This is a genomic window from Thalassotalea fusca, assembly GCF_053485835.1.
The window spans coordinates 110,065-134,286 of the sequence record NZ_JBQRUN010000002.1; the positions used below are offsets into that span (position 1 = coordinate 110,065).

Here is a 24,222-nt window from a genome sequence, read left to right on the forward strand (position 1 = left end):
TGTGCGTATTCTTGAATACTTAGGCCAAGACCCACAACGCAGTATGAAGCGTTTTATGATTGGGCTTGGCTTTTTCATTTGTGGTTTAATTTTTGTTTATGTCGGTTTTGTGGGCTCGCATGAATGGCAAGTTCTGGGGCTTGGTTTTATCGGCATAAGCATTGTTTTGGCTGCTTGGGGATACCTAGGTATATTCGCCAATCGACTCTACCATATACTCAATCGACCGCCCGCCAAACATAACGATTAAAGTGCCAGCCAAGGCTCACTCCCCGCAACAACATGAACACCGTAAACGCAGCCCATAATCCATGATTACCATACGACTGCAATATGAACCATACCGGAAAAAATCCGAAAAATGTGGAGATAACCATGCTGTTACGCATGACTTTGGCATTCATCATTCCCACGTAAATACCATCAAATAAATAACACCAACAAGCAAATATTGGCATTAGTATTAACCACACCACATATGTTTCTGCAAAGGCAATTACACTTGGGATATCTGAAATCAACCGAATCAGTGCTTGATCAAACATAGTGAAAATTAACGTATAAGCTATGGCAAAGATTAGGTTCCACTGCAACGCAACCTTAACAGTTTCGCGAAAGTCGCGCTTATTCTCGCTGCCATGAGCTTTGCCCACCATTGCTTCTGCAGCATTGGCTATGCCGTCTAAGCCAAAAGAAACCAACAACAAGAAGTTCATTAGTATGGCATTGGCAGCCACGACTTCATCACCTAGGCGCGCCCCTTGGAAGGTCATAAACACAAAGCAAATTTCCAAACACAGCGTGCGAATGAGAATATCGCGGTTTAGGCTGAAATAGCGAATCAACTCGCTTCGCTGGATTAGCTGCGCAAGTGCTTGTGATTTGGATTGCCATATTTCCCGAACTGAGGAGCTAAAGTGACTAAAGACCACTAATAAACCCATCGCTAGCCCCACATACTCGGCGATAAGTGTTGCAAGTGCTACGCCTTGTACCTTCCAATCGAACACAACAACGAAAAGTAGATCAAGCCCAAGATTCACACAATTAGTGACAATCAAAATCCACATAACTGATTTGGCTTTATGATGACCGAGTAGCCAGCCTAATATCACTAAATTACTTAAAGCCGCAGGAATACCCCACACACGAATTTCACCGTATTGACGTGCATATAGTTGCACTTGCTCTGATCCGCCAGCTAGTGCCAAGGCTGCGTCTAGATATAGCGTTTGAAAAATAATCATCAATGCGCCAAGCGAAATTGAGACGATTAAGCCGCGACTCAATACCATTGAACTTTCTGCAAAGTCGCCACGCCCATAAGCTTGCGCCGCCAACCCTGTCGTCGACATGCGTAAAAATCCGCATAACCACGTGACAAAAGTGATAATCATGGCACCAACACTACTACCACCAAGGTAATACGCCTGATCAAGATGGCCAATTACTGCGGTATCAACAAGCCCCAATAACGGCACAGTGATATTCGACAATATCATCGGAATAGCGAGTGTAAACAATTGGCGATGGTAGGAGGCAGGTTGCAAAATAACGCTCCTGAGGCAATTAATGGTAACAATGATTAGAGGTGGCAGATTAAATGAACATGTCAGATATGGAAAGACATTATTACCATCACACATTAAATATATTCTGTTCCAGGATAACTAGTACTTGTTAATTACAACGAAATACCGAAAAATAATGTGATAGAAATTTTAAATTCACTAAAACGTTACGTTAGTAATACTGGAAGGTAATAATGTTAGCTCGCATCTGGATAATTGTATCGTTACTTTTGAGCGTTTGGTCGTGTTCGACGGTAGCAGCAGTTATTTTACAATATCACCATGTTGATTCTTCAACACCTGCCAGCACGAGCATTGATCCAGCGCAATTCGAAGCACATATGCAGTATTTGGCCGATAACGGCTTTAAAGTGATTCCCGTTTCACAAATTGTTGACGCAATAAGACACCAAAAAGAACTACCAGATAAAGCCGTTGCGATTACCTTCGATGATGCATATTTAGATATTTTAACGAACGCAAAACCAATACTAGACAGATTTGGCTATCCGTACACTATCTTTATCAATCCTGATATTGTTAATCGCGGCTCACTGCTATACATGAGTTGGCAGCAGTTAAGGGATTTGGCTGAGCAAAATGTCATTATTGCTAATCATGGCTTTTATCATGATTCGTTAGCACGTGTGCCTAGGGATATGGATGAGCTCGCTTGGTTAGAGCAACAACGATTGCTTCTGCTTCAAGCAGAGAAAGAGATTGAACAGAAAACGGGTAAGAGTTATCGCTACTTTGCATACCCTTATGGTGAGTACTCACCAACCATACAATCATGGTTAGAAAACAATGACTTTGTTGGTTTCTCACAACAAAGCGGAGCCGTTGGTTTAACCACGAGTTTGTCAGCAATCCCGCGCTTCCCAGCGTCGAAGCCTTATGACAAATTATCTAGCCTTCGCGATAAATTAAATTCGCTACCATTTGTCATCACACTCGATAAGCACAATGCGGAAACCATTTACAAACATGGCGAGGTTAAGTCGGTCACTATGAATGTAGTGGTAGATGATTTTAGAAAATCACAGTTAAACTGTTATGTCTCTGGATTAGGGAAGCAGAAGGTTAAATGGCTTGATGAAGAGACCTTTACCATAAACTTTAGCAACGATTTATCCCCTGGACGTGTACGCGGAAATTGCACAGCACCAAGTATAAGCGAACCCGGACGCTATTATTGGTATTCAAAACCCTGGTTTATTTTGCGTCCCGATAACGAGTGGTATCCGTTATAACTAGGCCACTCGTTAACATGAGTTAGTTAGCCAAATAGGCGAACAATTTTTTCGAAGTCGCTGACCACTTGCTGTCCATCTATGATGGGCAGCTCGCCCAATTCATGCGTGGGTTTAAAAATAGCAGCAATTTCGCCATCAGGATTAATCAGAACCAACGAAGCACTATGATCGACCAGATAATTCTCTGACTGTTCGCCGTTATTAATCGCGTACATTAGTCCCAAATTACGCGCAAATGGAAACAATTGGCTATGATCAGCCGTTAATGCCTTAAATTCTGCATTAAAATAGCCAATATATTGCGACAGTTTGTCGGTTGTATCTCGGCTTGGATCAACTGACACCAGTAATACTTGCGTGTTCGGCGCGACAGACTTTAGCTGGTCATAATTAAAATTAAGCTCTTGTAATGTTGTCGGGCAAATGTCTGGACACGATGTATAACCGAAAAATACCCAAGACCACTTTCCAGCCAACGTACTGTTGTCAAATGCCTGATTATTATGATCGATAAGCTGGAATGGCTTCACCATTCGCGGTGTTTGGTAGTACAGCGCAAACTCCGGCTGAGCAAGTCGAAAATAAGACTGAAAAACAAACGCACCACTAGCAATTGCCACTACAGCAATAATTGCAGCTAAAACTTTATTCATCTTTGGCACTCAACTACAAGGGTAATAAATAATGGTCTAATAATAAGACTATGAATAATAACATCAAATGCACAATTGAGAACTTAAAGGTGTCCATAGCAGTATTCTCATCAGCATTAAATTTGAGTTTCCACGCATATACGAAGAAAACTAGATTAAGTGCAACCGCGCCAATCAAATATAGCCAATTACTCATACCGACGAGGTAAGGCAGCAAACCTACAACAAACAGTAAGATGGTATAAAGTAGAATTTGAGTTTTGGTGAAGTTAACGCCATGCGTGACCGGCAACATAGGAATATTTACCTTGGCATAATCATCCTTTCGATGGATGGCAAGTGCCCAGAAATGAGGCGGTGTCCAAGTAAATATCAGCAGCACCAATAATAGCGCATTAGGATGAATTTCATTAGTCATCGATGTCCAGCCCAGCAGAGGTGGAATTGCTCCAGCTAAGCCACCTATCGTGATATTTTGTGGTGTGGCACGTTTAAGGTACATCGTATAGATAAAACTGTAACCGACTAAACCCGACAGCGTTAACCAAGCAGTAAGTGGATTAACCCATACATACAGCATGATGAAGCCAGTAACCGCGAGTAAGCTTGCAAAAATGATAGCACTACGCGTAGATACACGCCCATTCGGCAACGGACGATTGTGAGTGCGTTTCATTACACTATCAATGCGTTCATCAACAATATGATTAATCGCAGCAGCAGCCGATGACAATAAGCCTATGCCTAACATTGACGGTATTAAAATTTGCCATGGAATCACGCCCGGAACGCTTAAACACATGCCTACTAGTGCAGTTAGTACAAGTAGTGCTACTACACGAGGTTTGGTAATTTCATAATAATCTCGCCATACAGGCGTTGTTCTAATCATAGCGTGTGTGACATCCGTGGAGATTTCTGACATAACAACTTCCTATATCTTCCGACTTAAACTATAGGTCAATTTAATAAGCACTAGCATTAAACAGACGGCAACAACGTTATGACTGACCGCCACAGCAAGTGGCAGAGAAAACCAAATGTTGCTGACACCAAGGACAACTTGCGTCGCTAATACTAACCCCAACAAAAAGGATATTTGCTTAAAATAATGACTCTCCGCTCTGCTAAATACACGTATAACCAGCCAGAATAAATACAGCGTGGTAATAATTGCGCCGATTCGGTGCATTACATGAATAGTCACTCGTTCGTTGTGATCTAAGTGACCGAACTCATATGTCTCTCTTTTGGGTGGAATAGCATCGAAGGAGTTGTCAAACGTGAGTGCTTCTGTCCAACCACTTTGACAAATAGGTAATTCAACACATACCAAGGCGGCATAGTTTGATGAAGTCCAGCCACCCAAAGCGATTTGTAGAGTTAGTACGACAATGCCCACTATGCCTAATTTCGCAGTGCTACGAAGCCGAGAGTCACCCCCTGGTACTCGATACGGTTTTAAGCGTAAGTAGAGCAAGAACAAGAGACAAAGCGTCGTGAATCCGCCTAATAGATGCCCCATGACGACTATAGGCATTAGCTTCATGGTCACAGTCCACATGCCAAGAGCCGCCTGAAAAATAACGATAGCAAGTATTAACAGCGGCAGCTTCACTGGCACACCTGTATGGCGGTGCTTTATTGCCATTATGGCTATGGCTAAAATCAATAGCCCTAAACTACCGGCAAAGTAACGGTGGATCATTTCATTCCACGCTTTTTCTGGTTCAACCGGACGATCAGGAAATGCTTGTTCCGCTTTGGCTATTTGCTCACTCGTTTGTGGCACGTCTATCTGGCCATAGCAACCAGGCCAATCCGGACAGCCCAGTCCGGCGTGCGTCAGTCGGGTATATGCCCCTAAAGCAACAACAACAAGTGCCAACAAGATGCTGAGAATTACGAGCTTTCTTAGCGTTTTTTTGTGAGGATCTGTCATTAGCCAATCCTCGAATATTTTAATAGTTTTTTCATGTCAGCAAGAATTGCCTTGCCAAAAGCCGTTAAATCGTCTGCGGAAGTAGGCATTTTATGGCTTAAAACAACGTTACTAAGCGGATCAACAACCAAGATATTTTGGCGCGTCAGTAAGCTTTTGGCTTGATCAGGGTAGTTTTCAACTTGCCATTTGTTGATAGGTATTTGAGAGGAAAAATCGGTAGTGAGTTCACTATCTGTCAGTAGTACGGGTGTTACCCTCGGCATTTCTTTGCCTAAAGCAACATAAGTGCTGTGAATGGTTTCTATCGTTGTTAAGCATAGTTCATCACAGTCACTTGGCTTGTACACTAACATCAGCCATTTTCGCTGTTGATTAATGTTTGCTACCCCAAGGTCTGAAAGGTTGCGCTCACCAGAGAGCAAATCGCCTTGATTGGTTACCCCGTAATTAAACCAATGCTGTGTTAGCGCGATTTTCGCCAACACGATAGGAATCACAAATGCCGCCACTACAAGTAACAGACTACGACGAGATTTACTCAACTGCCCCTGACTCATATCCTTCCTTCTTGTTATTATTTTTATTACGGATGAAATACCAGCTTGCTGAAATCATCAACACCATCCACGTAATCGCCAAACTAAACCACTGAAATGCATAACCGCGATGTTTTTCAGGGGGCATTACGATAGGCTGCCAGTTTTTTTCAAACCCTATGCTTTCTTTTTTATCTAAGTAAACCACAAAGGGCAACAATTTTTGACCGAAAAGTTGTGAAATTTTCGCCAGCTCTATTTGCTGAACCCTCATTGGCCATTGTGAATCTTGATAATTTTGCTCTGCCAGTTGTATGCCTTTTTCAATAATTCTGACATGCCCATTAAATTGATGCTGCCCCATAACAGGTGGAATATCGGGCAGTATGTCGCGATTTACACTACCTGCTACCCAACCCAAGTTAACCAGCAATAGTCCATGTTCGGTCGATACCAACTGTAACACTCTATAGCCTAAGCTGTTCTTGTTTACCTGGTTATCTAAAAGCAAAATATGTTGCTCATCAAAATCGCCCGTTACTGTCACAGGCAGATCATTAATCTCTTCACTGCCATCTTTCATGGCTAATATTTGTGCCAAGTTAAGTGCCTGATGACTTGTTAGCGCCTCAATACGCGCCAAACGTTGCTCTTTTTCAACCGCTCTTGCCGATTGCCACAATCCCAGCTTGATTAATCCAATAAATACCAGCAAAGTAAGTACAACAATTAACCAGTTGACTTGTTTTACTATTTGTTTGCTGTTTACGGCTGACACAATCAACTACTACCACCTGATAATGAGGGTTTATGTTTATTAAGATTGCCGTTGTCGGCTTGCTCATCTTTATGATTTATAACTTGTTCAGAGCACTTGTTATTATGAACAGTAACGACCCAAACAAGCCCAACATGTCAAAATTTATTGGTCGTCGTGTAATGACATCAGCGTTCATCGTCTTATTATTACTGATCGGCATATTAACTGGCGTTATTACGCCAAATCCAAGGCCCTACTAAAAACAAATTTGTTTATTCTGGCAAATGCTGAGCAGGCATGTGCGTTCAATTTTTACACAACTCAATCTTACAAACAAAAAGAGAAAGCCAGTGCTTTCTCTTTCTTAATCATATGTATTAATTAAATAATATAGACAAAGATAAATAGTGCCACCCAAACAACATCAACAAAATGCCAATACCAACTTGCTGCCTGAAAGGCAAAATGATTTTCAGGTGTAAAATGACCTTTGAACACACGAATTAGCATCACAATTAGCATCACTGTGCCCAATGTTACGTGCATACCATGGAAGCCAGTCAACAGATAAAATGTATTGCCATAAATACCACTATCTAAGTACAGCTTCATTTCATCAGCATACCCATGAGAATATTCGAGCCCTTGGCAGTATAAGAACACGAGGCCTAATACAACCGTTATGCTAAGCCAAACTTTAAGCTGTGCACGTTTGCCTTTCTCCAACGCAACGTGTGCAAAGTGAGCAGTAAATGAAGAGGTCAATAATAAGATGGTGTTGATTAATGGTAACCCATACCACCCCATAGCCGTTGTTTCGGTGCCGTCTGGTGTTTTGATAAGCGGCCATTCTGCAACAAACTCAGGCCATAATACGGCATGGGTCATCGCATTATTGCCTTCGCCGCCAAGCCAAGGCACTGAAAGTGTTCGAGCGTAAAGTAGCGCGCCAAAAAAAGCCGCGAAAAACATGACTTCTGAAAAAATAAACCAGCTCATCCCCTGACGAAATGAGTTATCCATTTGATGGCTATATTTGCCCGACATTGACTCTTCAATGACGTTATTAAACCAACCAAACATCATGTAAATGATAAGTGCAATACCCGCAATTAGTACGTAACCGCCAATACCGCCTTCAGGATTGTTTAGATTAGACACGTAACTGCCCGCGCCAATCGCTATTAAAAATAATGCGACTGCACCTACGATCGGCCAGTGACTTTGCGCCGGTACGTAATAAGTTTCATATTCTTTTGTAGTCATAGCTATTCCCCTATGTATTCGCGTATGACGCTTATGATTCGACTTTGCCCGTTATGTCATACAAAGTGTATGACAAAGTTAGCGTAGACACATCGTCGGGCAATTCAGGATCAACATAGAACTGTAATGCCATCTCAATATCTTCGCTTGCCTTTAACGGCTGTTGATTAAAACAAAAACATTCGGTTTTCTGAAAATACAGCGCGGCTCTTCCAGGCGACACCGACGGAACTGCTTGTCCGATTATGTCGCGAGTAGATTCATTTTTTGCATAGAACTTCACTAACTTCATTTCACCTGGATGCACTTTAATTTCATTCATCATAGGTTCAAATTGCCACGGAATTCCCTTCGCTGTTCTGCTAAGAAATTGCACGGTTATAGTACGGGAAGTATCTATTCCGTCTTCGTTCACTGCCGCCGCCGTATTCGCTGTTTTACCGTTTAACCCAGTAATATCACAAAACACGTCATACAAAGGTACAAGTGCAAAACCAAACCCAAACATAGCGAACACCACTAGTACGAGCTTCTTCACCGTTCTCTGTGTATTAGCTTCTCGTTGACTTTGATCTTGCGTTGTACTCACGAGTTATCCCCTGTTATTAGTCAATTTTAGGTGGTTTTTCAAAGGTGTGGTAAGGCGCAGGACTTGGTACCGTCCATTCCAACCCTTCTGCCCCATCCCACGGCTTAGCCTCAGCTTTCTTACCGCCTTTAATACACTTAATCACTAACACTAAGAAAATAAGTTGTGATAGGCCAAAAGCGAAGCCACCAATACTGACCCACTTGTTAAAATCAGCAAATTGCAATGCATAATCAGGAATACGTCGAGGCATACCCGCTAAACCTAAAAAGTGCATTGGGAAGAACAACAAGTTCACCGAAATCAATGAACACCAGAAGTGCCATTTACTTAAAGTGTCGTCATACATGTAACCCGTCCATTTTGGCAGCCAGTAATACACACCTGCATAGATAGAAAACAACGCACCAGTTACTAATACATAATGGAAGTGGGCAACAACAAAGTAAGTATCGTGATATTGAAAATCGATCGGTGTCATCGCCAGCATCAAACCGGAGAAACCGCCGATAGTGAACAAGATAACGAACGCAATTGAGAACAACATTGATGTTTCAAAGGAAATAGCACCGCGCCACATAGTCGCCACCCAGTTAAATACCTTAACACCAGTTGGGACGGCAATGAGCATCGTACAGTACATGAAAAACAACTCACCAAATAACGGCATCCCTGTCGTAAACATGTGATGTGCCCACACGATAAATGATAAGAATGCAATTGAGGCAGTTGCATATACCATTGAGCTATATCCGAATAACTTTTTACGAGAATATGCCGGGATAGTCGTTGAAACAATACCAAATGCAGGCAGTATCATGATGTAAACTTCAGGATGACCAAAGAACCAGAAGATATGTTGAAACAACACCGGATCTCCGCCGCCAGCAGCGTCAAAAAAGCTTGTGCCGAAATAGGTGTCGGTAAGTACCATAGTTACCGTTCCAGCCAATACTGGCATAACGGCAATCAGTAGGTATGCTGTGATGAAAAACGTCCAGACAAACAATGGCATTTTCATATACGTCATACCTGGCGCTCGCATATTCATTATGGTTACAACAATGTTAATTGCTCCCATAATTGACGAAATACCCATAATATGAACCGCAAACACGAAGAACGCTGTACTGCCATTACTGTACGTTGTAGACAGTGGCGCATAGAACGTCCAACCAAAGTTAGGTGCTCCACCTTCCATAAAGAAAGACATCAACAAGATGCTGAAAGCAAAAGGTAGAATCCAGAAGCTCCAGTTGTTGAGTCGTGGTAATGCCATATCAGGCGCACCAACCATCATCGGCAACATCCAGTTGGCCAACCCCGTAAATGCCGGCATGATGGCACCAAACACCATAATCAAACCATGCACTGTCGTCATTTGGTTAAAGAAATCTGGGTCGACAATTTGCAAACCAGGCTGGAATAATTCTGCGCGGATCACCATTGCCATGGCACCGCCAGTTAAAAACATGATAAACGAGAACCAAAGGTATAAAGATCCAATGTCTTTATGGTTAGTTGTTAGCAACCAACGCTTTAATCCCGTCATTTTATGATCATGATGCTCGTGGTCATGCGAGTCATGAATAGCTTCAGTCGTCATAATGCTTCCCCTTACTTCGCACTCGCAGCATCTACATCTGCTGGTTGAACTAGATCGCCGGTGTCGTTACCCCAAGCGTTACGCTCAAAAGTCACCACTGCCGCGATTTCCGTTTTTGTTAATTGATCTTTAAATGGCGTCATTGCTGGGTTCTTTTGGCTGCCATTTAATACCATGTCGATATGCGCACTGACATCACCCAACACCATCGGGCTGCCTTTTAATGCTGGGAACGCTGGAGGTAGCCCTGCACCGTTAGCTTGATGACATGCTAAGCACTTACCGTTGTATACTTGCTCGCCCATCGCCATGAGCTCATCCATAGAATATGTTTTTGAAAGGTCTTCAGCAGGTGCTTTTTCTGCAGCGGCTTCTTGTACCGTCTCCACAACTTCTTCACTCACTGCAGGTACAGCGGTACTGGCGCCACCACTGGCAGCTTTAACATCTGCGGCTTGCACTAGATCGCCGGTGTCATTACCCCATGCATTTCGTTCATAAGTCACAACTGCTGCGATTTCTTTTGAACTTAATTGCTTACCAAAGGCTGGCATTGCTGCCTTACCGTTCAATACAATATCAATATGAGTGTTTATGGGCCCTGTGGTCGCAACTGGGCTTCCTTTAAGGGCTGGAAATGCTGGCGGTAATCCCATCCCTGAAGGTTGGTGACACGCTGCACAATACGCAGTGTAAGTTTGTTCACCTAACGACATAAGCTCTTCTTTAGACAGCGATGCAGTTAACGACGCTTGCTCAGCTGCAGCAGCTTCTGCAATAAGTCTATTTTGCTCATCAATCCAAGCGGCATAGTCTGCTTCAGATTTTACCTCAACGACAACAGGCATATAGCCATGATCTTTACCACAAAGCTCAGCACATTGGCCGCGGTAGATCCCTGGTTCATCAACGATGGTCCAAGCTTCATTAATAAAACCTGGGTTAGCGTCTTGTTTAACAGCAAACGCTGGTACCCACCAAGAGTGAATAACATCATCAGACGTAATTAAGAATCGAACTTTTTTATTGACCGGAATAACTAAGTGACGATCAACTTCCAGTAAGTAGTGTTCACCTTTTTCCGCTGACTGGCCATTTAGATTGTCATATTCTTCACGTGGAGTGGCCAATACAGAGTAAAACTCTATGTCTTGATCGAAATATTTGTAGTGCCATTTCCACTGAGAACCAGTGACTTGAATAGTGATATCAGAGTTGTCGTTGTTTTCCATTTCAACGAGCGTATTGGTTGCAGGAATCGCCATACCAATCAAAATGAGAATTGGCACTACCGTCCAAATAATCTCAACCTTTGTACTCTCATGAAATGTTGCTGGTGTTACGCCTTTCGATTTTCGATGAAAAATCATCGACCAAATCATAGCACCAAAAACGACTATCCCAATTACCGTACAGATGTAAAGCACGAACATGTGTAAGCCATACACTTCTCGACTTATCTCTGTTACCCCCTGGGTAAGATTAAGTTCCATTTCAGCCCAAGCTATACCGGGTAAAACTAAAAACCCCAATAACAGCCAACCTAGGTTACGTCTTTTCACTCGACATCTCCTCCGCCCTTTAAATGTAAAGTCATGCTTAGGCAGTAATACACAGCTCATGCTAGGCACGTCATTTTTATTTTTCTGTTGTTATTTTTGATTTGGCGTTTGCTACTGACTTCCGCAAGAAACCGTAACACCACCATATTCTTATTATTGCTTACTTTCTAATCTAGAATTACTTAATTATTAAACTAGGTCAATTTTTAATTTAGCGTGCTATGCTTAGAAATGGCAATAAAAACAATAGAGTTACCACTCTAAAAGCGCTATAACGCAGTGGTGACACGAACTACAGTAATTGTCGTATTTTTAAGCAGGCACTCGAAAAAAAGCTGATTTGACAAATTCGTGAAAAATTTTTACTGATTACTTTTTAATCTAAAACTCGTTTGAAAACGCGTTAGATAGGAAGTTTGGTATTGGATTTAATTAGGAGAGTAAGAAAAGATTCAAAAAACGGTAAAAGTTAGGCTTATTGAACATTCCGCCAATAAACCTAATAGTTAGCGATGATATATAAAACAATTACATCCAGTCAGCAGAACGAATTACACCAACGGCAATTCCTTCAACATTAAAATGTTGGTTAGCGAGATCTACTTTGATCGGTGCAAAGTCTTCATTTTCAGCATGTAAATACACCACATTACCTTCTTTTTTAAAGCGCTTAACAGTAACATCATCTTCTACACGCGCCACGATTACTTGACCGTTTTGCACATCAGTCGTTTGATGCACAGCCAGTAAATCACCATCTAATATGCCAATATCTTTCATACTTTCGCCATTTACCCGCAACAAATAATCCGCTGCAGGGTGGAAAAGATTACCATCAATTTGATAACGCTCTTCAACGTGCTCTTGCGCCAAAATTGGCTCTCCTGCAGCGACACGGCCAATAAGTGGTAGTCCTTGTTCTTCGGCATACTCTTCAGCTAGTCGAATGCCACGCGAGGTTCCTGGCAACATTTCAATGTAACCTTTTTTGGCCAGAGCTTTTAAATGCTCTTCCGCCGCATTTGCCGATTTAAAACCAAAAAAATCAGCAATTTCCGCACGTGTTGGTGGCATGCCGGTCGCTGATATTTTCTCTTTAATCAGATCAAAGATCTGTTGTTGTCTTGGGGTAAGTGGTCGCATAACAGCCCTGTATTTTTGAACAGTATCACTGTCATTGTATACAGCCTGTAAATAAACGCAAGGTATGTACTGAATTTAATCAGAAATTATCTATTCATATTTCTAAAATTTTTCTATTTTTAGCTAAAGCTAGGTTTTTCATAGGACTTTTCACCGCGCTATTGCTCATATTGCGCCAGTCTTTTACGAGGAATAACTATGAAAATAACTAAGCTTTTAATTGCTATGAGTATTGCCACTAGCAGTGTGTCCTACGCTATCAATAAACCAATCGAACCTGTCATGGTACAAATCCCTGCTGGCAGTTTCAAAATGGGGTCAACTAGCCGTGCTAATGCACAGCCTATTCACACCGTAAACATCCAGTCTTTTGGCATGAGTAAGTACGAGGTAACTGTTGCTGAATTCCGTCGTTTCGTTGAAATGACCAATTATCCTGTACCTCAAACGTGCCGACACGAGTTAGATGTGTGGTTTTTATTGCCCAGCAAAGGAAATTGGGAAACCAACAGGCTAAACACCAGTGAACATCAGCCTGTTGTGTGTATCAACTGGCAAGCCGCTAATGCGTACGCACAATGGTTAGCAAAAGAAACTGGCAGACCCTATCGACTACCTTCTGAAGCCGAATGGGAATATGCTGCGCGTGCTGGAACTAAAACCGATTATTACTTTGGAGATGATAAAGACAATACGCTCGTTTGTGATTATGAAAATACCGGAGATCGACGCGGTGAAAGCATATTGCAGCTCAATAACAATACAAGCTACTACAATTGGACCGGTGAAGTTGCAAATTGCGAAGATAATTCTGGCTACGCCAGTATCGTTGGCATGTACAAGCCAAACCCATTTGGATTACACGATATGGTCAGCAATGTAGTCGAGTTTCTCTCCGATTGCTACGTAGGAACTTATGAAGGTGCACCAACAGATGGTTCTGCACGTATTGACGGTAAGTGTGATCGTCGTGTAGTCCGTGGTAGTAGCTGGCACTGGAGTCACTTTCCATTAGCTAACCGCCGTTCAACAGACGAGATATTTTCTGGTGGTGTCAACGGATTTAGGTTGGTAATAGATAACCAAATCCCACCGATTTCGAACGAAACTAGGCAATTCATCCTATCACTTGAATTTGCTCAACAACAAGCACAGAAACGCCGTGATTTGCTACCCGAAATCCCCGCGCCGGTAAAAAATCTTCAGATTAGTCAAAACAGTAATAGTGTTAGGCTAACCTGGGACAACGATCAGCATGACCATACTGTTAGTTATCGCGTTTATCGCAATGCACTACCGGGAAAAATGTTTAAGATGATAGCCAATAATATTGATGAAATGCAGTTTATAGATGGCAACGTGCCAGCGCATGCTTATGATTATACAGTGGTTGCAGTTAGGCGACACACACAAAGCACCTATGCTCCCCCAGTAACTAAAGCGGCTAGTTGGGTTAAGCTACCCGCGCAAGTTGAAGCCGAATGGGCGACTAAAATAACCGATACAAAAAACAACACTGGTATTTCATTTACCTCAGATAAATCTCGTCGCATAGGCTATAACCTTACAGGTGCTGTAGGCATCGGTGAAGGTGCTGAGATGAGCTATCAAATTGAAGTTCCTAAATCAGGTGCGTATCAGCTGTCTTATCGTGTTGCATCTCCGAGGAACACCCTAGGATTTGAAATTTACAACGAGTCCAAAAAACTCACAGTTCAAAAAATTGACGCAACAGGCGGCTACCATGACTGGAAAACGCAAAACGGTGGAACCATTCATTTGGAAAAAGGCAAACATACAATTACATTGAGATCGCTCGACAATGACTGGAAACTCAATTGGTTTTCGATTGAACAATCTTAGTCACTGATTATTTGAACCAACAATAGCCATTTGTATCAAGCTATTGCTGGTTCTTTTCTTTATTTCTTTCTTTTCTGGCGTTGTTTGCAATCAATTGACTAAACACCAAGGTGATTTAGGCAGTCAATGCGTAATTTCTACTAATCAAACTCGCTTACTGTTCAATTAAGCTTAATGATGCGAGTACATTCTGATTGTTCTTACGCCAATTTGCTGTCGCGTTTTCACTAATAAATTGCGAGTAGAAGTCAAAATCTGTTTGCGTATCTGGATTGCTACATAACATTAGTGCTGCATCTAAGCTGATGCTATTAATACCCGCTAACTGCGCCAATTCGAAGGCTTCCTTTGCATAACGAATAAACTCAGTCTGCTGCTTGCTAGCCCTTGCATAAAGTGCTTTTAAATAAGCGTTATCCGCATTGACTGTTACCGCTTGGCTCAGTAATTGTTGTGCATCGCGCAATCGACCTTTGTCGATATAATACTGCATGAGTTGTTCTCTACTCGACTGGGCAACCCAGTGGTCTGGGGTCAATTCTGTATACTCAAGTACCCTTCTAAGATGAGGCTCTTTGCCGTCTTTACTGTCAGTATATATTGCATGATGGAATGGAATTTTCGCGAAACGATAAATCGGCAATTGATACGCTGTCATTTTTTGTTCCGCTTTGGTTAAGAAAGTGTATTTATCTTCCGTTTTTCTATGTTTATGTGCCATTACCGACAAATAGGTTAGCGCGTGGAGCTCACGCTCTATATCTTGAATTTCAAGTGCTAACATTGCTGCTCTTGTCAGATTATCTTTAATCGCCTCATAGTCGTTAAATTGATGGTTAATCCATGAATGAGCATGAAAAGAATCTATAAGCCTTGCCAAATCATTAACCTGAGTGAATTTTTCTTTAGCAGTAATCAATTTAACTTCACTTAGTTCAAATAACTGCTTTTGTGTTAGCACTCTGCTTTGATACAAAAATGCGACACCTTGTTGCTGAATATTTTGTTGCGCTTGAGCATTGCCTAAGAGTTTATCAGCGAGTGTCATCGCCTTTTCGTATTCACCCAGCTTAATATAGCTATCAATTAACTGTCCCAGCACAATTAAGTCATCAGGGGATTGCTGGTGAGCGATCGATAAAGACGCTTGCAGCAACTCAGGTGAGCGTGGCTCACTCACAATTTTACGAATAAAGGGTTGAGCCAAATGGTGATGCAATTGTTCCAGCAAACTCGGTAGTGAATCATCGGTCAATTGCCCTTGCCATTGACGCACCGGTCCCTTTAAAACGAAATCAAGGTGGTAGTTTTGTTCGAAAAAATACGCAGTTCCGGTCAACACTAGGGGATATTCAGCCGATATGGCTCGATATTCCAATTCTTGTGCAGCCGCGAATGCCGAAGTTGTCAGATTCTCGAGTGTTGCAATATCAATAGATTCACTATCATCTAAGCGAATGGTAGAGCGCGTGTCAGCCACTGTCAGTGAGAATGGAATATAGCCGATTCGTACGATTTCGCTTTCTGTGCTGTCTGATTCAAATGCATTTTTACTCATGAATACGAGCACAATGAATACGACAAGAAAGACGGCAATAGATAATAAAAGCTTAGGGCTTGTAGCAATGCTTTCAGGGCTTACTTTCGTGTCTTCCTTATCAAGAGTGAGTGAAGGAGCTGAAGGTGGCGTCTGCTGCGCTACTGAAGTTATATGTAATTGCCATTGATAGCCACGCTTGGGAAATGTTTTGATGGCACTCGTGCCGATAATATTTCTTAAATGACTTATGTTTTGAAATACAGCCTGATCAGAAACAATCTTTTCTTGCCAAACCATCGACAAAATATCGTCTTTACTCAGCACCTTGTCTAAATTTTCAATGAGTGCGAGTAGGACTTTAGCTTCGTTATGGCGGATGGCAACTGGTTCACCATTTTGCGTGAGCACTAAACTCTCACTGTTAAACTCGAAATTTTGAAACTGATAAAGCATTGTTTTTATTATTGGCGCAATTTAAACATTCAAGAGTATCTTAACTGAATCGCACTCAGGAATGGCAATTAATTTGTAAGTTGATTTGTAGTAGATTTGTTAAAGTGAACTTCGTCTATCAATTTCAATTGCTAGTCCTTTACTACGAGGAACGCATACTGTTCCAAGTTTTTTGGCTATACCACTCGCGGGTAAAATGTATTATTATGCTCCCCGCTAGCAAACGCGTATGGATGCACCCGATTTCTGCACGTAATTTAACTCAAACTAATTAATAAAAATCTCATGAGCAATTTATCAAAAGAAGAAGTACCACAATTAACTTTGTCGTTAATACCCCGTTTTATATGGAAGTATAAGGTTTTCATTTTTTGCTTTACCAGTTTTTGGTCAGCGCTCATGGTTGGATACGCGATCAGCAAGCCAAACATATATACTGCAAAAGGGCTGTATATGCCGAAAGGCGCAGAAAGTGGAGGCTCATTAGCAAAGCTAGCTGGACAGTTTGGCGGGCTTGCCAGTATGGCAGGGATTAATATTGGCAAAGGTTCGACAGATAAGACCGATGTAGCCTTAGAACTATTAAAATCAAGAGCATTTCTACAGAGCTTCATAGAAAAACATAACCTAACCGTTGCTTTATTAGCAGTAGAAAAGTGGGACAAGAGTACTGATCAACTAATAATTGACCCTAAACTATATGATGCAGAAAAAAAGGTGTGGGTGAGAGAAGTACCTGAAGGAAAAAGTGTTATACCAACTCCATGGGAAGCTTACTCTAAGCTTTCAGAAAATATTTCGGTAGACTACGCGAGTAAAAAAGGTACATTAAGCATAGAACTCTCCTATTATTCCCCAAAAATAGCGGCTGAATGGCTCGATTTATTGATCAAGGAAATGAACTTATTTTGGCAAGAGAAGACTCAGCGGGAAACAGAAAAGTATATTACTCTCTTGAAAGAAAAAGCGGTTCAAACGGGTAATTCAGAGCTTCAGTCTATTCTATACGGGCTAATTGGAGAACAGACTAAGATATTACTCCTTAACAATATTACTGATGAAGTGATGTTTGAAACAGTTGGTCCCATTATTGTCCCTGAAGAAAAGTCAGCACCAAGTAGAGCGTTACTTTGTATTATTGCATTTATTTTTAGTGGCTTTATTTCCGTTATTATTGCTGTGTTTTATGGGCTTGATCGCCAAGCTAAATCGCAGGTTACTGCTTAATACCGCCCGGCATGAATCAACTTCGAATATTTAACGAAAATATCTTGTGGCATCAACTAACTATCTTAATGATGTCTGTGTATTTACTTGCGGACATGCTTGCAGGATTTGCTGTTATCTATTTGGGAGTTGACCTTAAGATTTCACTTATTTACAAGACCCCCTTAGTTTTTTTGTTGTTAATATTATTAGGACAACAAAATCTCAAGGCAATGTTGTGGATTGTTAGTGGCATCCTTTTTTTCTTCATCGGGCCATTTTACCAACTAGCGTTACACGGTAAAACAGCTTATTTTGTTTATGATTTCGCGTTAATATTAAAAATCATGACACCAATCATAGTTTTTCTATATTTCCGCAGTATTTTTAAGATTAACCAACAATTTGCTAGTAATAGCATTGAAAGAATTTTGTGGATAAGTTTTTTTATTTTATCTTTCAATTTCATATTAGGGGCATTAGGTCTAGGTAAAAGTACTTATCAATTGACTGGTGACGAAGGGGCTGGTTCCACTGGTTTGATATTAGCAGGAAATGAGCTTGGTGGTGCTTTCTTGGTTACCTTCGGTTTCGCTTTACACTATGTTTGGAATAACGGAAAACTACCTTCCTATATATTGCTCGGATTGTTCACCGTGATCTGTGGAATTTCGGTTGCGACTAAAACGACAATGATCGCCTCTGTTCTAATTGTATTCTTGATTCCAATAGCAAATGAACGGAACCGCTTGTATTTTTTTACTCGTTTAAAGGTCATCATATTTGTACCTTTAATTAGTATCGGTGCCGCAATCGCATATCTTATTGTCGATATATTAGAGCAAATAGGTCTCTACGATCGTATTATGTGGTTTTACAATCAGAAAGGCTTGATGGGAATACTACTTTCTGGTCGTGATGATATGGCAGAAAGTAGAGCAGAGGTTGTTCTAAATAAGAGCAATTTATTCGAACAATTATTTGGACAAGGACAGGCGCTCGGTCAAAAAGACCTTAAGGGTTTTGTTGGTGTAGAAATAGATAGTATTGACATATTTAATCTCTATGGCGTCTTTACACTTGTCGCATTGACCTCATTTTATTTTTGGGGTGTATACCGTTCCCATAGAAATACCATTCGAAATGAATCGGATATAGCCCCATATGTATTCATCATCAGTTTCCTTTTACTGTGTCTATCGCAATTAAGTGGTCATATTTGGACCTCTGGTACGATAGGCATATTACTCGGGGCTATGACAGCACTAAATTTAAAAAAAATGCATACGAACAGGAGCACTAGCAAATAGATGATAGGCCTCTATCTGGGTTGTAACGCTAAAACCTTAAATCAGTCTCAACTAGAATTTCAAGAACTTCATGAATCCTATCAGTTCACGGATATTCATGGGATTAGAGGAGAAGTTATATTTCACGGGGACACTGAGGGATATCACTATCAGCAAGATGAAGAGAACAAAGCTAGGGTGTATGTTTCTGGGTGGATTTTGTATAAAGACAAATTAAATGATATTTCTGGACTCTTTAACGATTTAAACCATCACGCCGAAGACGCACTGCTAAACATAACTGGTGGAGTATTTGTTGCACTCTTTGTTTCGGAGGACAAAACATTCCTGTTTAATGATCCCATGGGATTATCCAATCATTACTATACATTGAGAAACGACAAGCTATATTTGACGCCGACCCTTACAGCATTTGAGAGAAGTGATTTAACGCTGGACCCCGACCCCAAATTCGTACAAATTTTAGACAAGTTAGGGCACCTATTTGGTAATCACACCAAATATGTAGATGTATATCGAATGGAGCCTGGTAGCATATTATACAACGACGCCGCCGTAAAAAAGTATGCTGATGTATTGTCGTCAGCACCTATTTCACTCGAAAAAATTGTCAATAGATTCAGCTCAATCATCGAGCAGTTTCCTGAGTCCAAACGACAATTACCACTTTCTGGTGGCATGGACTCGCGATTGATTTTGAGTGCGGCAAAATTCTCATTTGGATACTGCTATGGGCCTGCAAACAGTGGCGATAGGCCAATAGCTAGACAATATGCTCGGGAATTTAATAACTTCATCGAGTTTGAATTCAGTCAAGCGATTAAGCAAGGCAATGAAAAGGCGATTTACGCCGAAATATGCGAAACGCCTCCTGAAATGATTAAGTCAGAATTTTTGGCGAGTTATCGACAAGTCGCTACCCAGTCAAATGGTGCAAACATAATTTTTGATGGCTTTTTAGGCGACACCTTGCAAAGAGGGGTCAGGATGCATGTGGGTGGACTACTCGGAGAATTATACAGATTTTTTCCAATTCTATACTCTGTTCGTGGTTTTAGTGCTCATGAAATCTTCAAAAGAAGGTATAATAATTTGTCTTCAAGCGAATTTGATATGCTGTTTGAAGATTTCACCCAAAGAACAAGCGATCTAGACATAGATGATTATGCGAAAGTTACCTATTATGAATTTATTTGGGGTAGAGGCGCTAGGTTTATCAACAATGGAGCGTTATTAATCAATGGGCAATACGGGCAAATTGTACCAATTTTTGCAGACCCAATTACTTTCTCTTCATTGATTAAACAAGATTTTTTAAGAACTGTAAGATTCAAGACATTATGCGACATTTGGCAAGGCGTGGCTCAAAAGTTTAAACAAGTTAAGTTTGAAAATGGATATAAGATCTCTACTCCAAACATAATCAAACCCAAAATTGCACTTGTTTGGCGATTACTCGCCAGATACGTACCAGGTTTTGGTAATTACGGTAACTCTTAGTACCGAATCAATAATAGATAAAATTAGGTCTGACAAATTGAAAATAGTCGTATTAACTGGTCGCTACCCATCTCAAGATAGCCCATATAGCCACATGTTTGTTCATACAAGAAATGTAGAATATGTTGCTAAAGGTCATGAAGTGATAGTATTGGTTCCAGCAAAAAATAATTTTGAATACGAAATCGACGGTGTCAAAGTCATTTTGGCCGATGTTGAAACTCTTGCGAAATCACTTGAAAATGCAGATCGGGTAATGATTCACCTGCTAATGCATCGCTTTGATAAGTCTGTTGATGCTGAGTATTTATATCAAACTGTACTTAAAGAACGGTTACCAACTCTTTTTTTCATCCACGGGGTTGAATCTCAAACAATTTGGCATAGTCGTCGTGAAGATATTAAATGGCATAGCCCAAAGACGGTTGCTCGATGGCTATATCGTGACTGCTATTTAATTAAGCGGATGATTAAGACGTTAAAAGAGTTTAACCATCCAAATGTACCCTGCAAATTCGTCACGCCATCCAAATGGATGTTGCATGAATCGATTAGGCATACAGGAATAGATTTGACTGATAAGTCTTTAGTTATCCCTAATGGCATAGATACTGAGCATTTTAGATTTACCGATCATTGGGAGAATCGCCATAAATTACTCAGTATTAGACCACTAATATATCGAGGCAAATACGCCGTTGATTTATTGCTTGAAACAGCCAGCAAGCTCAATGACGAATTCAAAACGACACTTTATGGCCAAGGCCAGGATGAGAGCATAATAGCCGATACAGCTAGCAAGCTCATTTCGCAATCGGAATTTTCATTAAAACCAGAATTCATCAATCAAAAGGATATCCCAAAAATTCACGCTGAGCATGGTATTTATCTTGCTGTGACTAGGATGGATGCTCAAGGCGTCTCTATGTGTGAAGCAATGGCATCTGGAATGCCAACCGTTTCTTTTGATACTTGTGCGATACCTGAATTCATTGTTCACGGCAATACCGGTTTATTAGCACAGTCATATGATGTAGAACAGTATGCCAATTTGGTAAGTGAATTAGTGGAAGATCAATCGCTATTTCAAACTATTGCTAACAATGCACGAAATGCAATGGAGGCCATCGATGTTCGCAAAACCACAGAGCAAGAACTTAATGCCAATATCTAATATCTAATTTATTCGAGTATAGAGATGCAGTTTCAATTTACCATTGGTACACCAGTATACAACCGTGCGCATTTGCTCCCTCGTTTATACAGCAGCTTGTTGCAAAATCACGCCGTGGCGGCCAACTTTGAATGGTTATTGATAGATGACGGAAGCACTGATGATATTCAAGCATTTGTTGAACAAGTTAAAGCAGACAATATTATTCCCTTTTCCTACATCAAGAAATCGAATGAAGGAAAACACAGCTGTTTAAATTTTATATTTAAAGAAGCTCGCGGGGAGCTAATTATTGTTTTAGATTCAGATGACCTATTAGCGGAATCAGCATTATCTAGAGCACAAAAAATATGGCAAGATATTGAAAACAAACAGAATATAGCGGGTATCATTGGGTTGTGTACGCAGTTGAATAAAGGAGATGTATTGGGTGATAAGTTCCCGAGTTCTCCTATGTATTCAACAATCGTTGCTAATGCGTATCAATTGAATATGCGCGGAGATAGGTGTGACTTTGTTCGTTCTGATCTTCTAAAGAATAAGCGATTTCCGATAATCGCAGGTGAGAAATTCATGCCGGAAGCGCTCATTACTTTGGATTTTGATATTGATTATAAGTATTTGTGTGTGAATGATACATTTAAGATTGTTGAATATCAGCAAGAAGGAATAAGCAATAACTTTGCTAAGCTTTGTATGAACAACCCTAAGGGCCTTATCCTACGTTTTGAACGCATGCTTAGAGAGGATGGCTTGCTAAAACAAATCAATTTTAAGTCGAAAATAAAAATGTACGGCAATTATACAAGGTACTTATTGCATGATAAGCAGCCTATTTTAAAAAAACTCACTTCCTTGAAAATATTTTATCCTGCGGCATTTATCATAGGTTGTATATTAGGTAGTTTATTATTTGTTAAAGATATTGCCACAATTAAGGACAGTTAAATGTCTGTACTATTTTGGGGTTACTTCTCACGAATATCGAGCATCGCCAGCAGCCTAATAATTATGCCATTTGCCTTGGCTCAATTTTCTGCTGAAACTTTCTCTCTCTGGATGGTGTTTGTCGTATTCTACGGCCTCATCGTTGTGTTTGATTTTGGATTGACGACAACATTTGCACGTCAATATAACTATTTGCTTGCTGGTGCTGACTCTATTGAAAAATCGGGCATTAGCCATACCTCGCATGAGAAAGTGAGTGATGCGCTATTTACTCAGCTATATATAGGTTCACGCAAAATCTTTTCGATGATTGCAATCATCGTCGGGCTACTTTTAGCCCTCGTATATTTTTACTATTTTAGGCCATTAACAGCAGAGTACACCACCAATATCACACTGGAATGGGTACTGTACTCCATCGCAATTATTATCAATTTATTCTGTTTAACTTATAACGCTATATTTTTTGGCACAAATAATGTTGCGTCGATTTATCGCGTATGTAGCATCAGTAATATTGTCTTTTTTGCACTCGCGATTACGCTCATTTTATTTGACTATGGGCTACTCGCCGTCGCCATCGCACGTATTTGTTCTGCACTAATATACTACGTCCACGCTAGACTTGAGGTTAGTACGTTCAACATGCTTGCTCACTATGACCCCAAATTTAAGAATGGTAGTCACAGCGTACTTAGAAACCTTATTCCGAATGCGGCTAAGCTAGGTGGAGTTACGTTAGGTAATTTTCTGGTCGGTAAAGCATCAGTTTTAATCGTGGCAGCCTATTTACCACTTTCTGAGTCAGGGGCATATTCTCTCGCACTAAACATTTTCTCGGTAATTATCTCCATTAGTCTGCTGTATATGACAATAAAAACACCACTATTAAATACCTTTAGGCAGAAATCAAAGCATACCCAATTACTCAAATTGCAGCGTAACATTCGTAAAGTCTGCTTGATAATGGGTAGCGTTTCGTTTCTTGCCTTTATTGTATTGGGTGATTTATTGCTCAATATGATAGATTCAAAAACTCAACTTCCTTCATTGCTCGCTTTAGTGCTTTTCTCGTTACTCTACTTACTCGAGCTCAATCGAAATATATCAATGAATTTTATTATGTCGTCAAACAAAGTGCCGTTTCTAAAGGCATCTCTCATCACTGGTGCTTTTTGCGTAGGACTAACCATTGTTTTATTCGAATTGAATTACACGTTAATCATTGTTCCAATTGTAGTGCAATTAGTCGCCCAAAGTGTATTTAATAATTGGTATTGGACTAGGCAAGAATTCATTGAAATAAATTTACTCTCACAAAAAAGCCTCGCTTAACTAATG

General features: G+C 40.7%; 22 protein-coding genes. 10 read left to right on the forward strand and 12 right to left on the reverse strand.

Annotated elements, in window-relative coordinates; genetic code table 11:
* The first annotated feature begins 1 nt into the window (after position 1).
* Positions 2-250: a hypothetical protein gene (locus tag ACSLUK_RS02865; RefSeq protein ID WP_448547005.1), complete on the forward strand. Its 249-nt coding sequence runs from the start codon at positions 2-4 to the stop codon at positions 248-250.
* Here ACSLUK_RS02865 and ACSLUK_RS02870 read toward each other — a convergent pair.
* Positions 219-1,550, reverse strand: a complete 1,332-nt coding sequence (locus ACSLUK_RS02870) for an MATE family efflux transporter (protein ID WP_448547006.1) — start codon at positions 1,548-1,550, stop codon at positions 219-221. The two genes, ACSLUK_RS02865 and ACSLUK_RS02870, sit on opposite strands and share 32 nt — an antisense overlap.
* A gap of 215 nt (positions 1,551-1,765) precedes the next feature.
* Here ACSLUK_RS02870 and ACSLUK_RS02875 point away from each other — a divergent pair, with 215 nt between their 5' ends.
* On the forward strand, positions 1,766-2,824 hold the full coding sequence (locus ACSLUK_RS02875; protein ID WP_448547007.1) for a polysaccharide deacetylase family protein: 1,059 nt from the start codon (positions 1,766-1,768) through the stop codon (positions 2,822-2,824).
* 26 nt (positions 2,825-2,850) lie between these two features.
* Here ACSLUK_RS02875 and ACSLUK_RS02880 read toward each other — a convergent pair whose 3' ends face one another.
* The 5 genes from ACSLUK_RS02880 to ACSLUK_RS02900 are packed head-to-tail and all read right to left on the reverse strand — an operon-like array spanning position 2,851 to position 6,739.
* A complete protein-coding gene (locus ACSLUK_RS02880; protein ID WP_448547008.1) occupies positions 2,851-3,480 on the reverse strand; it encodes an SCO family protein in 630 nt (209 codons plus the stop codon).
* A gap of 13 nt (positions 3,481-3,493) precedes the next feature.
* Positions 3,494-4,405, reverse strand: coding sequence for a heme o synthase (gene cyoE / locus ACSLUK_RS02885; protein WP_448547009.1), 912 nt, complete (start codon positions 4,403-4,405; stop codon positions 3,494-3,496).
* A 9-nt stretch (positions 4,406-4,414) separates the two neighbouring features.
* Positions 4,415-5,422, reverse strand: coding sequence for a COX15/CtaA family protein (locus tag ACSLUK_RS02890; protein WP_448547010.1), 1,008 nt, complete (start codon positions 5,420-5,422; stop codon positions 4,415-4,417).
* Complete coding sequence (locus ACSLUK_RS02895) at positions 5,422-5,982, reverse strand: redox-active disulfide-containing membrane protein (RefSeq protein WP_448547011.1); 561 nt, start codon at positions 5,980-5,982, stop codon at positions 5,422-5,424. The genes ACSLUK_RS02890 and ACSLUK_RS02895 overlap by 1 nt, the downstream gene beginning before the upstream one ends.
* Positions 5,960-6,739: an SURF1 family protein gene (locus ACSLUK_RS02900; RefSeq protein ID WP_448547012.1), complete on the reverse strand. Its 780-nt coding sequence runs from the start codon at positions 6,737-6,739 to the stop codon at positions 5,960-5,962. Before ACSLUK_RS02900 ends, ACSLUK_RS02895 begins: the two co-directional genes overlap by 23 nt.
* Positions 6,740-6,771: 32 nt before the next feature.
* Between ACSLUK_RS02900 and ACSLUK_RS02905 the strand changes: the two genes are divergently transcribed.
* The gene (locus ACSLUK_RS02905; protein WP_448547013.1) at positions 6,772-6,981 is read left to right on the forward strand and encodes a DUF2909 domain-containing protein; all 210 of its coding nucleotides are present in this window, start codon (positions 6,772-6,774) and stop codon (positions 6,979-6,981) included.
* Between the two features lie 121 nt (positions 6,982-7,102).
* Here ACSLUK_RS02905 and ACSLUK_RS02910 read toward each other — a convergent pair whose 3' ends face one another.
* The 5 genes from ACSLUK_RS02910 to lexA form a co-directional block, all read right to left on the reverse strand.
* On the reverse strand, positions 7,103-7,987 hold the full coding sequence (locus ACSLUK_RS02910; protein ID WP_448547014.1) for a cytochrome c oxidase subunit 3: 885 nt from the start codon (positions 7,985-7,987) through the stop codon (positions 7,103-7,105).
* 31 nt (positions 7,988-8,018) lie between these two features.
* Positions 8,019-8,576 carry a cytochrome c oxidase assembly protein gene (locus ACSLUK_RS02915; RefSeq protein ID WP_448547015.1) on the reverse strand — a complete coding sequence of 186 codons (558 nt, stop codon included), beginning with the start codon at positions 8,574-8,576 and terminating at the stop codon, positions 8,019-8,021.
* A 16-nt stretch (positions 8,577-8,592) separates the two neighbouring features.
* Entirely contained in the window at positions 8,593-10,182 is a 1,590-nt protein-coding gene (gene ctaD, locus ACSLUK_RS02920) for a cytochrome c oxidase subunit I (protein WP_448547016.1), read from the reverse strand.
* 11 nt (positions 10,183-10,193) lie between these two features.
* Positions 10,194-11,675, reverse strand: a complete 1,482-nt coding sequence (coxB, locus tag ACSLUK_RS02925) for a cytochrome c oxidase subunit II (RefSeq protein WP_448547303.1) — start codon at positions 11,673-11,675, stop codon at positions 10,194-10,196.
* Between the two features lie 597 nt (positions 11,676-12,272).
* On the reverse strand, positions 12,273-12,887 hold the full coding sequence (lexA, locus tag ACSLUK_RS02930; protein WP_448547017.1) for a transcriptional repressor LexA: 615 nt from the start codon (positions 12,885-12,887) through the stop codon (positions 12,273-12,275).
* A gap of 198 nt (positions 12,888-13,085) precedes the next feature.
* Here lexA and ACSLUK_RS02935 point away from each other — a divergent pair, with 198 nt between their 5' ends.
* Positions 13,086-14,750, forward strand: a complete 1,665-nt coding sequence (locus ACSLUK_RS02935; protein ID WP_448547018.1) for an SUMF1/EgtB/PvdO family nonheme iron enzyme — start codon at positions 13,086-13,088, stop codon at positions 14,748-14,750.
* A gap of 154 nt (positions 14,751-14,904) precedes the next feature.
* Here the strand turns inward: ACSLUK_RS02935 and ACSLUK_RS02940 are convergent, their stop codons facing one another.
* Complete coding sequence (locus ACSLUK_RS02940; protein ID WP_448547019.1) at positions 14,905-16,743, reverse strand: winged helix-turn-helix domain-containing protein; 1,839 nt, start codon at positions 16,741-16,743, stop codon at positions 14,905-14,907.
* Between the two features lie 285 nt (positions 16,744-17,028).
* On the opposite strand from ACSLUK_RS02940, the gene ACSLUK_RS02945 reads away from it, so the two are divergent.
* From ACSLUK_RS02945 to ACSLUK_RS02970, 6 genes are read left to right on the forward strand one after another with little or no spacing between them, the layout of a single operon-like run.
* Positions 17,029-17,970 carry a GumC domain-containing protein gene (locus tag ACSLUK_RS02945; protein ID WP_448547020.1) on the forward strand — a complete coding sequence of 314 codons (942 nt, stop codon included), beginning with the start codon at positions 17,029-17,031 and terminating at the stop codon, positions 17,968-17,970.
* Between the two features lie 44 nt (positions 17,971-18,014).
* On the forward strand, positions 18,015-19,259 hold the full coding sequence (locus tag ACSLUK_RS02950; RefSeq protein ID WP_448547021.1) for a hypothetical protein: 1,245 nt from the start codon (positions 18,015-18,017) through the stop codon (positions 19,257-19,259).
* Positions 19,260-20,759 (forward strand): asparagine synthetase B family protein, encoded by a 1,500-nt coding sequence (locus ACSLUK_RS02955; RefSeq protein WP_448547022.1) that lies wholly within the window; start codon positions 19,260-19,262, stop codon positions 20,757-20,759. It abuts the gene before it with no gap.
* Positions 20,760-20,796: 37 nt separating this feature from the next.
* The gene (locus ACSLUK_RS02960) at positions 20,797-21,933 is read left to right on the forward strand and encodes a glycosyltransferase family 4 protein (protein ID WP_448547023.1); all 1,137 of its coding nucleotides are present in this window, start codon (positions 20,797-20,799) and stop codon (positions 21,931-21,933) included.
* Between the two features lie 24 nt (positions 21,934-21,957).
* Entirely contained in the window at positions 21,958-22,881 is a 924-nt protein-coding gene (locus ACSLUK_RS02965) for a glycosyltransferase family A protein (RefSeq protein WP_448547024.1), read from the forward strand.
* Positions 22,882-24,216 carry a hypothetical protein gene (locus ACSLUK_RS02970; RefSeq protein ID WP_448547025.1) on the forward strand — a complete coding sequence of 445 codons (1,335 nt, stop codon included), beginning with the start codon at positions 22,882-22,884 and terminating at the stop codon, positions 24,214-24,216.
* Positions 24,217-24,222: the final 6 nt, after the last annotated feature.